This is a genomic window from Reyranella sp. (assembly GCF_036558665.1).
In the GTDB taxonomy this organism is placed as follows: domain Bacteria; phylum Pseudomonadota; class Alphaproteobacteria; order Reyranellales; family Reyranellaceae; genus Reyranella.
Genome location: NZ_DATBFE010000136.1, coordinates 1 through 11,976, shown reverse-complemented (window position 1 = coordinate 11,976; position 11,976 = coordinate 1). Strand labels below are relative to the sequence as shown.

The 11,976-nt window shown below is 66.1% G+C and carries 12 protein-coding genes and 1 pseudogene; 7 read left to right on the top strand and 6 right to left on the bottom strand.

The window, feature by feature from the left end; all coding sequences use genetic code 11:
* Positions 1 to 308: MogA/MoaB family molybdenum cofactor biosynthesis protein (locus tag VH499_RS19880; RefSeq protein ID WP_332054488.1), on the bottom strand; the 308-nt coding region annotated here is incomplete at its 3' end.
* A gap of 58 nt (positions 309 to 366) precedes the next feature.
* Here VH499_RS19880 and VH499_RS19875 point away from each other — a divergent pair.
* The gene (locus VH499_RS19875) at positions 367 to 831 is read left to right on the top strand and encodes a cupin domain-containing protein (protein ID WP_332054487.1); all 465 of its coding nucleotides are present in this window, start codon (positions 367 to 369) and stop codon (positions 829 to 831) included.
* 18 nt (positions 832 to 849) lie between these two features.
* Here the strand turns inward: VH499_RS19875 and VH499_RS19870 are convergent, their stop codons facing one another.
* Positions 850 to 1,461 (bottom strand): cysteine dioxygenase, encoded by a 612-nt coding sequence (locus VH499_RS19870; protein ID WP_332054486.1) that lies wholly within the window; start codon positions 1,459 to 1,461, stop codon positions 850 to 852.
* 66 nt (positions 1,462 to 1,527) lie between these two features.
* Complete coding sequence (locus tag VH499_RS19865; RefSeq protein WP_332054485.1) at positions 1,528 to 3,405, bottom strand: lytic transglycosylase domain-containing protein; 1,878 nt, start codon at positions 3,403 to 3,405, stop codon at positions 1,528 to 1,530.
* Positions 3,406 to 3,478: 73 nt separating this feature from the next.
* Between VH499_RS19865 and VH499_RS19860 the strand changes: the two genes are divergently transcribed.
* The 6 genes from VH499_RS19860 to VH499_RS19835 all read left to right on the top strand — a co-directional run bounded on the left by VH499_RS19860 (position 3,479) and on the right by VH499_RS19835 (position 8,361).
* On the top strand, positions 3,479 to 5,692 hold the full coding sequence (locus VH499_RS19860) for a rhodanese-like domain-containing protein (protein ID WP_332054484.1): 2,214 nt from the start codon (positions 3,479 to 3,481) through the stop codon (positions 5,690 to 5,692).
* Between the two features lie 114 nt (positions 5,693 to 5,806).
* Positions 5,807 to 6,181, top strand: a complete 375-nt coding sequence (locus tag VH499_RS19855; protein WP_332054483.1) for an AtpZ/AtpI family protein — start codon at positions 5,807 to 5,809, stop codon at positions 6,179 to 6,181.
* Positions 6,182 to 6,229: 48 nt separating this feature from the next.
* Positions 6,230 to 6,958, top strand: coding sequence for a F0F1 ATP synthase subunit A (locus VH499_RS19850; RefSeq protein WP_332054482.1), 729 nt, complete (start codon positions 6,230 to 6,232; stop codon positions 6,956 to 6,958).
* Between the two features lie 52 nt (positions 6,959 to 7,010).
* Complete coding sequence (locus VH499_RS19845) at positions 7,011 to 7,238, top strand: F0F1 ATP synthase subunit C (RefSeq protein ID WP_300778379.1); 228 nt, start codon at positions 7,011 to 7,013, stop codon at positions 7,236 to 7,238.
* Positions 7,239 to 7,258: 20 nt separating this feature from the next.
* Positions 7,259 to 7,828, top strand: a complete 570-nt coding sequence (locus VH499_RS19840) for an ATP F0F1 synthase subunit B (protein ID WP_332054481.1) — start codon at positions 7,259 to 7,261, stop codon at positions 7,826 to 7,828.
* Positions 7,828 to 8,361, top strand: coding sequence for a hypothetical protein (locus tag VH499_RS19835; RefSeq protein WP_332054480.1), 534 nt, complete (start codon positions 7,828 to 7,830; stop codon positions 8,359 to 8,361). Before VH499_RS19840 ends, VH499_RS19835 begins: the two co-directional genes overlap by 1 nt.
* Positions 8,362 to 8,520: 159 nt before the next feature.
* Here VH499_RS19835 and VH499_RS19830 read toward each other — a convergent pair whose 3' ends face one another.
* The 3 genes and pseudogenes from VH499_RS19830 to VH499_RS19820 all read right to left on the bottom strand — a co-directional run.
* Complete coding sequence (locus tag VH499_RS19830) at positions 8,521 to 9,555, bottom strand: TIGR03617 family F420-dependent LLM class oxidoreductase (RefSeq protein ID WP_332054479.1); 1,035 nt, start codon at positions 9,553 to 9,555, stop codon at positions 8,521 to 8,523.
* A 41-nt stretch (positions 9,556 to 9,596) separates the two neighbouring features.
* Entirely contained in the window at positions 9,597 to 11,192 is a 1,596-nt protein-coding gene (gene gcvPB / locus VH499_RS19825; protein ID WP_332054478.1) for an aminomethyl-transferring glycine dehydrogenase subunit GcvPB, read from the bottom strand.
* Positions 11,192 to 11,976, bottom strand: a pseudogene (locus tag VH499_RS19820) (glycine dehydrogenase); the annotation flags it as partial. The pseudogene VH499_RS19820 and the gene gcvPB, both read right to left, overlap by 1 nt.

Genomic DNA, 11,976 nt, shown 5'->3' with positions numbered 1-11,976 from the left:
CCCTCGATCTTCTTCTCGAACAGCCCTTCGAGGGCCTCGGGCGTGACATCCCGGCCGGTGACGCCGGTGCCGCCGGTGGTGATCACCACCTCGACCTTGGGAGCGTCGATCCATTTCTGTACCTGGGCGCGGATGAGGGCGACGTCGTCAGTGACGATGGCGCGATCCGCCAGCACATGGCCGTCGCGCGTGATGCGTTCCACCAGCGCGTCGCCCGACTTGTCCGTTTCGAGCGTTCTCGTGTCGGAAACCGTGAGCACGGCGATGTTGACCGGCTTGAAGGCCCTGGTTTCATCAATTTTGTTCATGCGATCATCCTAGCGTCCGGCGCTTGCCGACGCGAGCAGCGGCGCCTAGATGAAGGCCATGACCGACTGGAAACATGACGGCGTGCGGGTCATTCCCGCGGGCTCGCTCGACACGAATACCGCCCAGACGCCGGGCATGAACCGCGCTGCCGCCATCAACTTTGCCCGGGTGGGCGCGCAGAAGCTGTGGGCCGGCACCGTCACGATCCACGCCCATGCCAAGACCGGCGCGCACCATCACGGCCACCTCGAAAGCGTGATCTACGTCGTGAAAGGCAAGGCGCGCATGCGCTGGGGCGAAAAGCTCGAATTCATCGCCGAGGCCGGCCCCGGCGACTTCATCTATGTGCCGCCCTATGTGCCGCACCAGGAGATCAACGCCTCCGATACCGAGCCGCTGGAATGCGTGCTGGTCCGGTCCGACAACGAGGCGGTGGCGATCAACATCGACATCACGCCGGTCGAGAAGCCGGAAGAAGTCTATTGGGTCGATCCGACCCACCCGCATCCCCACAAGCAGTAACGACACTAGAGGCAGAGCTTAAGGCTGCGCCCTCACCTCTGCCGAGCGATCCCACAGATTTGGCATCGCCCGATTCGTATAGCCCGAGACGAACGGGCTCGGCGTGCCCGTCTGAGAATCGAACGTGTGGCGCAGAACCCCGCCGATATTGCCGCCATAGACATGGATGCTGATCGAGCCGCAGTCGGCGAGCGCGTTGGTGACGCGATGGATGTCGCCCAGGGCCGGCAGCAGGAGCTCGACATCGCCCGGCCCAAGCGTCGTCGCCTTGCCTGCCGCGAGCAGGCCGGTCGCCGCATCCCGCGTGAAGGCCTGTGATGTTTCCGACCCGCGCAGCATACCGACCAGACCCCACATCCGGTGATCATGTACCGGCGTGCCGGCACTGGGCGCCCACACGAAGCTCACGATCGAGAAGCGCTCGAACGGATCGCACCACAGGAGGTTTTGCGCATAGCCGTGCGGCGGGCATTCGGCCATGCTCTCGGGAAGCCAGTCGTCGTGGCTTATCAGTTCGCCCAGGAGCTTCCGCCCGACCTCGACGACCGCCGCCTCGTCCCTGTCCTGCCAGGCACCGCCGACGAGGGAGGTCATGTCTCCGATGAAGCGGCGCAGGCGGGCAGTGTTCATCGCGGGGACCTTTCCCTCAGCGCCGCGTGACGGCGACGGGCTCGCCCGTGGTTTAGTCGCGCCGCTTCAACGCGCCGAGTCCTGCGGCGTGTAGCGCGGCCATTCATGGGCTGCGATCTGGTCGAGCGACGGCGTCGGCTGGCCGAGCCGAATCTGATACATCCAGTAGTTCGCCAGCACGCGCTGCACGAAGTCGCGTGTCTCGTTGAGCGGGATCGAGGCGACGTAGAGCAGCGGATCGGCCGAGGCATTCAAGGAATTGTCCCAGCGGCTGACATTGCCCGGACCGCCATTGTAGGCGGCCGCCGTGCGCACGAGATTGTCATCGACGCCCGCCATCAGCGAGACGATGTAGGCTTGGCCGAGCGACAGGTTGATCGACGGATCGAACGGATTGCCGCCGGCCGCCTCCGGCGCGTATTTGGTGCTGACGATCTGCGCGGTGTGCGGCATCACTTGCAGCAGGCCCATCGCGCCGACGTAGGACCGGGCCTTGGGGTTGAACGCCGATTCCTGCCGCATGAAGCCCCAGAGCAGAGCTCGGTCGAGGCTGAAGCCGCCGGCCGGCTGCCACGGCGGCACCGGATAGGCCGCACCGTCATAGCCCTGGATCTTGTGGCGGACATCCCAGGCGGCATTTGCGACCCGCACCGACAGGTCAGGCAGCACCGCCTTGTTGGCGAGCGACACGATGGCGGTGATATAGCCCGGATCGGCGTCGAGCGAAGCCGCAAACAGCTCGCGGCTGGCGGCCGTGGATGCGCCGAGCTGCAGCAGCGCCAGCGCACGATGGCCGGCGCGATCGTTGCGCAGAAGATCGGCTTGCTTGCGATCGACCGGCGGCAGGTTCCAGTCGGCCACGATCTTCATGCCCAGCGCCTTTTGGGCGATGAGCCCGTAGAAGGTGCGACCATGCAGTGCGGCCCGTTTGAGATAAGGCGCGAACTTTTGCGGATTGCCCGCCAGCAGATTGGCCCGGGCAGCCCAAAAGGCGCCCGCCGACAGTGTCCACGACGAAGCCTGATCGGGCGGCGCATCGGCCACCATTTCGAAACGGCGTGCCGCTTCAGGCATGTCGCCGCCGGTGAAGGCGGCGAGCCCGGCGTTCCAGTTGGCGTCGGGCGGCAGGCTGATCTCGACCGGCACCTGCACGCCGCGTTGGGAGTCGGCCTCGAGCGCGTGGGTGCGGACCCGCCCGCGCCACAGCTCGACTTCCTGCGGGCCCAAGAGATCGACGCTCGACTTGCGGTCCAGCAAGGCGAAGGCGGCATTGAAGCCGCCATCGTCGATCATCTGCTGCAGGCGCGCGCGCAGCGTCGCTGCCTCTGCAGCGTCGGCTCCCGTCACGGTGCGGGCGGCGGCGAAGGCGGGCGACGGTTGCGCCTGGTTGACGAATGTCGAAGGGGTCAGGTCGCCGCCCGCCGCACCGTGCGGCCGCTTGGCAAGCGCCAGTCGATAGATCGCCGGCGCATCGGGATGGTCGTTATAGTCCTGCAGCCAGGCGGCAAGCTGCTCGTAGCGGGTGGGGTAGTGCGGCGACAGCAAGCGCTGCGCCCCGACATAGCCCATCAAGGTCTTGTCTGTGAGCCGGCCGATCTCGGCGTCGGCCTCGCCCCATCGATTGGCAGCCTGGGCCTGGAAGATGCGACGGTAGCGGTCCCGGGTCTGGCTATCGAGAACGGTCGGCAGATCGGGATTGACCGCCGTCTCGTCGAGTTCGATGACGGGCGGCGGGGGCACGAACACCGGATGGCGAACCGCCGGGCGTGGCTTGACGTGAACCGCATGCTGGGATGCGTGATGGGTCGCCGGCGCTCGAGCGGCGACCTTGGTGGATTTGGCCGCAGGTGGACGGTGCGGCGGCGTGGTCGCCGTCTGGGCCAGGGTCGAGGCCGCAAGACCGGTTACCGCCGCCACAACGGCGACGGAATAGACGTATTTCATGCTCGCAGGGTAATTTGACTGCCATAGGGCGACAAGCGCCACGTCGCTATGCCGACGCAAACCGGAGGAAATCATGAGCGTGCATCAGGAACGCGCCGCCGCCGTGCGGCAGCTTGTCGGCCAGGCCCGCGAGATCGAGAAAGACGGCGTCACTCACGCGACGCTCGACCGGATCGGCGCTCTCGTTTCGTCGCTGGCGCGGCGTGCCGAGCTTTTCCCACAGGACGAATTCCCGCTCGGGCCCGACGGCGGCATCTACCGCCTGAGCGAGGATGCCGACCATCGCTTCGCTCTGTATGCCTCGGCCGGCGGCGCCGGCAAGAAGGTGCCGCCACACAACCACACGACCTGGGCGGTCATCGCCGGCGTGCACGGGGCCGAACGCAACGTCGTCTACGATCGCCTGGACGACGGCGCCCACGCCGAAGTGATCCAGCTCCGGGAAGCGCCGGCCAAGGAGAAGACCCTGCGGCGCGGCGATTTCATCTGCTATCTGCCGGAGGACTTCCATCACATCGAGACGCCGGCGGGCGCGGGCGATGCCTTGCATCTTCACTTCTATGGCCTCAGCCTCGAGCACCTGCCGGATCGCGTCAGCGTCGACCTCGCCAGCGGCGCCGCAAGGCGCTTCATGGCCAGGGCCAAGATCCTCACACCCCTTCTGTCGGTGCAGCAAGTCAAGGCGATGCTGAAATCGGGCGAGGTTTTCGCCTTTTTCGACGTGCGTGAGGAAGGGGAGTTCTCGACGCAAGGCCATCCCCTGTTCGCAACACCCCTGCCGCTCTCGCGGCTCGAGCCGCGCGCCTTCGCGCTCCTGCCTGATCCGCACACGCGCATCGTGCTGATGGACGGCGGCGAGGAGACTCACGACCCACAATGGGGTGGTCGCGCCAACCGCGCCGCCGCCCGGCTTTCCAGGCTGGGCTACACCGATCTCGCCGTCATGAAAGGCGGCCTGCAAGCCTGGCGCGAGGCGGGCTACGAGGTCTTCACCGGGGTCAATGTACCCAGCAAGGCCTTCGGCGAGGTGGTCGAGCATGGCAACGACACGCCGCGCATCGACGCCTCGGACCTGCAGAAGCTGATCGACGCCAGGACAGATCTCGTGATCCTCGATTCCCGGCCGATGCCGGAGTTCACGAACATGTCGATCCCCGGCGGCGTCGACTGCCCGGGCGCCGAGCTCGTCTATCGCGTGAAGGACTTCGCGCCCGATCCGAAGACGCTGGTCGTAGTCAATTGTGCCGGCCGTACGCGCTCGATCATCGGCGCGCAGTCGCTGATCAATGCCGGCTTGCCCAACAGGGTGATGGCTTTGAAGAACGGCACCATGGGCTGGCACCTTGCGGGATTGAAAGTAGCCCGCGGCGAAACGAGAAGCTTCGGACCGCAGAGTCCCAGTGCGGCGCAGTTCGCGCAAGCAGCCGCGGCGAAGATCGCCGCGCGCCTGCAGATCCGGAAGATCGGCATGGCCGGACTCAGGCAGCTCGAGGCCAAAGCCGGTCCGCTCTACCGGCTCGATGTGCGCGATCCTTCCGAGTACGCGAAAGGCCATCTCAAAGGCTTTCGCCATGCCGCCGGCGGGCAGCTCGTGCAGGCCACCGATCAATATGTCGGCGCGCGCAACGCCGCCATCGTGCTGCACGACAATGACGGCGTGCGTGCCACCATGACGGCGCATTGGCTTTTGCAAATGGGTTGGTCCGAGACCTGTGTGCTCGATCACCGGCCGACAGCCGGCGAGCTCACGACCGAACCCGAGCCACGCTTCCCCCATGGCTTCGCACTGCCGACGCCCGCCACGGTCACCCCGGCCGAGCTCGACGCATCGCTCGCCACCACTCTCGTGATCGACCTCGACACCAGCCTGAAATATCGCGACGGCCACGTGCCGGGCGCATGGTTCGCCGTTCGTGCGGGTCTCGCCACGTCGATTCCGGAGATGCTTGCGAAGCAAGCGAAGGTCGCGCGGATCGTGCTTGTGTCGCCCGACGGCGAGATCGCGGCTCTCGCTGCGCCAGAGGCACAGGTGGCTGCGGATGGTCTGCCGGTGGCAATCCTCGTGGGTGGCATGAAAAGCTGGCGTGATGCGGGCCTGGCGCTCGACACCGGCCACACGCGGATGGCCGATCCGCCGACGGACGTCTGGTATCGCCCCTACGACTTCGAGGAGGATGTCGAGGCGGCAATGCGCCAGTATCTCGACTGGGAGGTCGATCTCGTGCCCCAAGTGATGCGCGATGGCGACGCCAGGTTCGCCGTCATGAAGCCCCAAGCTGGGGTTTAACTACTTGAGAGGTAAAGGGAATCCGTTCCTTGACAGGGTATCCTTGACCCCCTAGACATCCGCCCGCAATCGGGCGGCGGGCTTCATCGCTGCGACGTTCGGGAGCATAGGCAAATGGAGACCCCATCGAGCAATGCCGGCCGAGGTCGCGAGCCTGATCGCGATCCGGAAGGCGATCGGCGGCGGATCGATGAGTTGGAGGAGCGCCTGAGGAAGGCGCGTGGTCCAGCGAAAGACGAACCGAAGCTGGACTTGCGGGTGTCGCAGCGTCAGACGGCCGTTGCCTATCGAGTGATGGTCGATATGATCGCGGGCCTTTTGGTCGGGGGGTTCTTCGGCTACTGGCTCGACCGCTGGATGGGTTGGGCGCCGTATGCGTTGGTGGGAGGCCTCCTTCTGGGCTTCGCAGCCGGCGTCAACAATGCCTGGCGCGCCATCCGGGCCTACTCGGAGGAGGTGGCCAAGGGGAACGGCAATAGCCTGCCGTGACGACGGTCCGAAAGCGGACGCGCAGGCGTTGGATGGAGTGGGGACGACATGCATAGCCCGATGGAGCAGTTCGAGATCAAGCGGCTGCTCGACCTACGGATCGGTTCTCTCGACGCCTCCTATACCAATTCCGCCCTCTGGATGACGATCGCCGTCATCCTCGCCACCCTGCTCTTTGTCTTCGGCATGCGCCAGCGGGCGCTGATACCGGGCCGCCTGCAGGCGGTGGCCGAGCTCGGCTACGAGTTCGTCGCAGGCATGGTGCGTGACAATGTCGGCAGCCAGGGCAAAGCCTACTTTCCGTTCATCCTCACGCTCTTCGTCTTCATCCTCTTCTGCAACACGCTCGGCCTCGTGCCCTATTCCTTCACTCCGACCAGCCACATCATCGTGACCTTTGCGATGGCGCTCGTGGTGTTTGTGGGAGTGACGATCATCGGCTTCGCGAAAAACGGCCTTCACTTTTTACAGCTCTTCGCGCCGAAAGGCGTGCCGGTCTACTTCCTCGTCTTCGTGGCGCCGCTCGAAGTCTTTTCCTACTTTGTCCGGCCGTTCAGCCTCTCGATTCGACTGTTCGCCAACATGCTGGCCGGCCATACGATGCTGAAGGTGTTCGGCGGCTTCGCTGTGATGCTCGGAATCCTCGCGGGCTGGGCGCCGATCGTGCTCATCTTCGCGCTCACCGGTCTCGAGCTGATCATCGCTTTTCTGCAGGCCTACGTCTTCACGATCCTGACCTGCCTCTACCTTAACGACGCCCTCCACCCGAGTCACTGACGGCGTCGCCTTCCCAACCGCAACACGACTCGACTTTCGAAAGGACAGTTCAATGGACGCTTCTGCAGCCAAGCTCATCGGTGCCGGCCTCGCCACCATCGCGCTCGCCGGCGTCGGCGTGGGCATCGGCCAGATTTTCGGCAGCTTCGTGCAGGGTGCCCTGCGCAACCCAGAGGCCGCGCCGCGCGTCTTCGGCAACGTGCTGCTGGGCTTCGCGCTTACGGAAGCGGTTGCGCTGTACGCGCTGGTCATCGCCTTCATGATCCTGTTCGTGTTCTAGGGAGCTCCAGGCCGAAGATCATGCGGACACCGGTGTATGGCACGCTGGCGGCCTTGGCCGTCCTGAGCGCAAGCGGAGCAGCGCAGGCCGCCGAGGGCGGCATGCCGCAGCTCAACTTCCACGATTTCCCGCCCCAGATCGTCTGGCTGGTGATCGCTTTCGTGGTGCTTTACCTGGTGATGTCCAAGGCCGCGATTCCCGCGATCTCCGGCACGCTCGACAAGCGCCAGGCCAAGATCCAGGGCGACCTGGACGCGGCCGAGAAGGCGAGCGAGGAGACCCGCGCGCTGGTCGCCGCTTACGAGAAGCGCCTGAACGACGCCCGCGAAGAGGCGCGTCGCCTGCAGCGGGAGAGGACGGAAGCCGACAACGCGGCCGCGACAGCCAGGCTCGCGGAACTCGGCCAGCGACTGGGCGCCAAGATCGACGAGGCCGAGAAGCGCATCGCCGGCCAGCGGACAACGGTGCTGGAAGGCATCGAGGACATGGCGCACGACATCGCTGCCGAAGTCTATGGCAAGCTGTCCGGCCAGCCGGCGGACAAGGCCGCGCTCGGGAAGAAGATCGCGCTCGCCAAAGGAGGTCGCTGATGGGTAGCGCATGGGCGGCCGGCTCCGAAGGCGTCGCCGAGCACACCGGCTTCTTCGCCAATCCGGAAACCTGGGTTGCCGTCGGCTTCCTGCTGTTCGTCGCACTCCTGGGCAAGCTCCTGTGGACGCGGATTGCGGCCCTGCTCGACAAGCGCTCGGCGGACATCGCCCGGGCCCTGGGCGACGCCGAACGGCTGCGCATCGACGCTCTGCGGGCGAAGGATGACGCCAGACGCACGCTCGATGAGGCCGCTGCAGAGGCCGAAGCGATCGTGGCGCAGGCACGCGAAGAGGTTCAGCGCATGCAACATCGTGCGACGCAGCATCTCGAGACGGCGATTGCACTGCGCGAGCAACAGGCCCTCGACCGCATCGCGCAGTCCGAAGCGGCTGCGGCCAAGCAGGTGCGCGACATGACCATCGATCTCGCGCTCGCCGCCACGCGGGCGCTGCTGCGCGAGCAGGTCGGCGCCGGCAAGGCCGAGGCCCTGGTGAACGACGCGATCGCCGAATTGCCGCGCCGTTTGCACTGACCTTCAGACATTCGCATCGCCTGCACAGAACAATCGCGGGCTACCTGGTGCCCCCGTCGCAAGACGGGGGCCTTTTCTTGCCGACGCCTCATGCTCTCCCGGACGATGGTTCCTGCGTGCTCTTGAATCCGGGCGCGCAGGATGCGCGCAGTCCAAAGACTAAGCCGGTCGATACTGCGTCGGAATCCTCGAGATGTCCTGAATCAGCTCCGGCGGGAGATCGGCTGGCCTGGCCGAGCTGGCGCTGGCGCTCACCGAATCGACCAGCCCGCCGAAGCGCGCCTCGATCGCCTTGGCGATCTGGTCGTGCCGGCCGACGGCGGCGAAGAGATGCACCACGTCGTCCGGCACCTGCGCGGCGATCTCGTTCCACTGGCCCGCCTTGGTCATGGTGTTCAGCTTGCGGCCGAGATCGCCGAGGCCATGCTCCTCGAACACCGGCCAGTAGGCCGGCGTCGAACCGTAGAAGGCCACGCGATAGCGCACCCAGTCGAACAGCTTCGCGACCGCCTCGTCGTCCTTGCCGGTGACGACGAAGCCACCGCCGGAAATATCGAATGTCTCGCGGGCACGGCCGGCCTTCGCCAGCCCCTCGGCGAGGATCGGTTGTATCTTCCGCTCCAGGTACTTGCGGGTGCAAAAGACATGGAGCTTCACGCCGTCGCATTCCTCGGCCGCGACCTTCATCATCGCCGGCCCCACGGCGGCGATGCCGATGCGTGGCAGCGGACCGTCATACGCCTCGGGTACGAAGTTTGGCGTCATGAGCGTGAAGCGGTAATGCCTGCCCTCGTAGGCGAGCTTGCCGTCGCCCTTCCAGGCGGACCAGATCGCCCGCACCGCCTGCACATATTCGCGCATGCGCGGCGCCGGCGCCGACCACGGCACGGAGAAGCGCTTTTCGTTGTGGGCGCGGATCTGCGAGCCCAGACCCAGCGTGAAGCGTCCGTCGGTACCCGAAGCAAGGTCCCAGCCGATGTTGGCGCACACCATTGGCGAACGCGCGAAGGCAATGGCGACGCCAGTATGCAACTCGATCCGGCAAGTCGCGGCGCCGGCCACAGCCAAAGCCAGGAACGGATCGTGCTTGTTCTCCTGCGTGCTGACGCCGGTATAGCCCGCACCTTCTATCGCCTGGGCCGCCGGACCAACCTTGTGCAGGTCTTGCTGCGGCAGCGTGGTGAAAACGCGCATGCCTCGCTCTCCTCTTGCTCTCGGGAGGAGAGATTAGAGCGTTATTCGGCTGCTTGCCGCATCGGATCGCCTTCCGGCGGGTTGTTGCCGGGGCGCCAGCGCAGGATCGGCTTGCGGGCGGCCAGTGTCTCGTCGAGGCGTCGCCGCGGGGAGAAACGCGGCGCGGCCTTGAAGGCCTCGGCAGCCGTTCCACTCTTCGCGCGCTCGGCCAGCGAACGCATCGCGGCGATGAAGAGATCGAGATCTTCCTTGGCCTGACTCTCGGTCGGCTCGACCAGCATCGCGCCATGTACCACCAGCGGGAAGTACATGGTCATCGGATGGTAGCCCTCGTCGATCATCGCCTTGGCGAAATCGAGAGTGCTGACGCCGGTATCCTTGAGGAAGCCGTCGTCGAACAGCGCCTCGTGCATGCACGGCCCCTCGAACGCGGGTGTCATGACGTCCTGGAGCGAGGCCATGACATAGTTGGCGGACAGCACCGCGTCTTCGGCCGCCTGCTTCAAGCCGTCGGCGCCATGACTCATGATGTAGGCGAGCGCGCGGGTGAACATGCCCATCTGGCCATGGAAGGCCTTTAGCCGTCCGAGCGGCGCGCCGTCGACCTTGGCGCCGTCTTCGGCCACGGTCCAGATATCGCCCTGCCGTACGATCCAGGGATAGGGAGCATAGGGCGCGAGCGCCGCCGACAGCACCACCGGCCCGGCACCCGGCCCGCCGCCGCCGTGCGGCGTCGAGAAGGTCTTGTGCAGGTTGATGTGCATGCAATCGACGCCGAGGTCGCCCGGCCGGACACGGCCGACGATGGCGTTGAAGTTGGCACCGTCGCAGTAGAAGTAGGCGCCCGCGTCGTGCACGGCCTTGGAGATCTCGACGATCTCGTTCTCGAACAGGCCGCAAGTATTGGGATTGGTCAGCATGATCGCCGCCACTTCGGGGCCCAGTGCTGATTTGAGCGCGGCGAGGTCGACGCGGCCTTTCGCGTTGGCCGGGATCGGCTTCACGGTGAAGCCGAGCGCCGCCGCCGTCGCGGGATTGGTGCCGTGCGCCGATTCGGGTGCCAGCACAATCCGACGCTTCGTCCGTTCGCCCTTGGCCTCGAGCGCGGCCGCGATCGCCATCATGCCGCACATCTCGCCGTGCGCCCCGGCGGCGGGCGACATCGCCACGGCCGGCATGCCGGTGAGCGTCTTCAGCCAGTGCGCCAGGCTGTCGATCAGCTCGAACGCTCCCTGCACCGTGGAGACCGGTTGCAGCGGATGGAGGTCGCCGATGCCAGCCAGCCGCGCCACCTTCTCGTTGATGCGGGGATTGTGCTTCATGGTGCACGAGCCCAGCGGATAGACGCCCATGTCGATGGCATAGTTCTTCTGGCTGAGCCGCGTGTAGTGCTGAACAACTTGCGGTTCGCTCAAGCCCGGCAGGCCGATCTCGCCATTCCGGCGCAGGCCGTTGAGCCGGTCCTTTACCTTGGGCGGTTCCGGCAGGTCGACCCCGCAACGGCCGGGCTGGCCCATCTCGAAGATCAGCGGCTCCTCGATCTGCAGCGCGCGATTGCCGGTGAAGGTGGGACTGGCGGACGCGCCGGCGGCGATGCCACCAGATCTGCCCTGAGAGCGGTCGAGCGACTGGACCATCACAGCACCTCCTTCAGGCCGGCGATCAGCGGGGCCATGCCCGCCTCGGTCGCCGTCTCGGTCGCAGCCAGCAGCAGGAGGTTCGCGACGGAAGGATCGTCAGGGATCAGCCGCGATACCGGCACGCCGGCGAGCATTCGTCTGGTTGCCAGCGCCTCGACGACCGGCGCGGCCGGCTTGGGCAGGCGCACGGTGAATTCGTTGAAGAAGCTGTCGTTCAGCAATTTCACGCCAGGAACAGCAGCCACGCGATCGGCAAGCTCGCTCGCCTTGGCGTGGTTGAGCTCGGCCAGGCGGCGGAAGCCCGTCTCGCCCAGCAAGGTCATGTGCACCGTAAAGGCGAGCGCGCAGAGGCCCGCGTTGGTGCAGATGTTGGAGGTCGCCTTCTCGCGGCGGATATGCTGCTCGCGCGTCGACAAGGTCAGGACGAAGCCGCGCTTGCCGTCGGCATCGACGGTCTCGCCGGCGAGGCGGCCCGGCATCTGGCGCACGTACTTGTCGCGGGTCGCGAACAGGCCGACATAGGGACCGCCGAAGCCCAGGCCAGTGCCGATCGACTGGCCCTCGCAGACCACGATATCGGCGCCCATCTCGCCCGGCGGCTTGATCAGTCCCAGCGACACCACCTCGGTGACGACCACGATCAGGAGCGCTCCCGCCGCGTGGCACGCTTCCGCCAGCTTGGTGAATTCGCGCACATGCCCGAAGAAGCTCGGGTTCTGCACCACGACGCAGGACGTGTCCTTGTCGATGCCCGCGATCAGGTCCTCTCCACCTTCGATAT

Bases quoted from the DNA above. Each gene is read 5' to 3' on its own strand.
- VH499_RS19870 (WP_332054486.1), bottom strand. From the start codon at position 1,461: ATGAACACTGCCCGCCTGCGCCGCTTCATCGGAGACATGACCTCCCTC.
- VH499_RS19865 (WP_332054485.1), bottom strand. From the start codon at position 3,405: ATGAAATACGTCTATTCCGTCGCCGTTGTGGCGGCGGTAACCGGTCTT.
- VH499_RS19830 (WP_332054479.1), bottom strand. From the start codon at position 9,555: ATGCGCGTTTTCACCACGCTGCCGCAGCAAGACCTGCACAAGGTTGGT.
- VH499_RS19835 (WP_332054480.1), top strand. From the start codon at position 7,828: ATGGGTAGCGCATGGGCGGCCGGCTCCGAAGGCGTCGCCGAGCACACC.
- gcvPB (WP_332054478.1), bottom strand. From the start codon at position 11,192: ATGGTCCAGTCGCTCGACCGCTCTCAGGGCAGATCTGGTGGCATCGCC.
- VH499_RS19850 (WP_332054482.1), top strand. From the start codon at position 6,230: ATGCATAGCCCGATGGAGCAGTTCGAGATCAAGCGGCTGCTCGACCTA.
- VH499_RS19875 (WP_332054487.1), top strand. From the start codon at position 367: ATGACCGACTGGAAACATGACGGCGTGCGGGTCATTCCCGCGGGCTCG.
- VH499_RS19855 (WP_332054483.1), top strand. From the start codon at position 5,807: ATGGAGACCCCATCGAGCAATGCCGGCCGAGGTCGCGAGCCTGATCGC.
- VH499_RS19845 (WP_300778379.1), top strand. From the start codon at position 7,011: ATGGACGCTTCTGCAGCCAAGCTCATCGGTGCCGGCCTCGCCACCATC.
- VH499_RS19860 (WP_332054484.1), top strand. From the start codon at position 3,479: ATGAGCGTGCATCAGGAACGCGCCGCCGCCGTGCGGCAGCTTGTCGGC.
- VH499_RS19840 (WP_332054481.1), top strand. From the start codon at position 7,259: ATGCGGACACCGGTGTATGGCACGCTGGCGGCCTTGGCCGTCCTGAGC.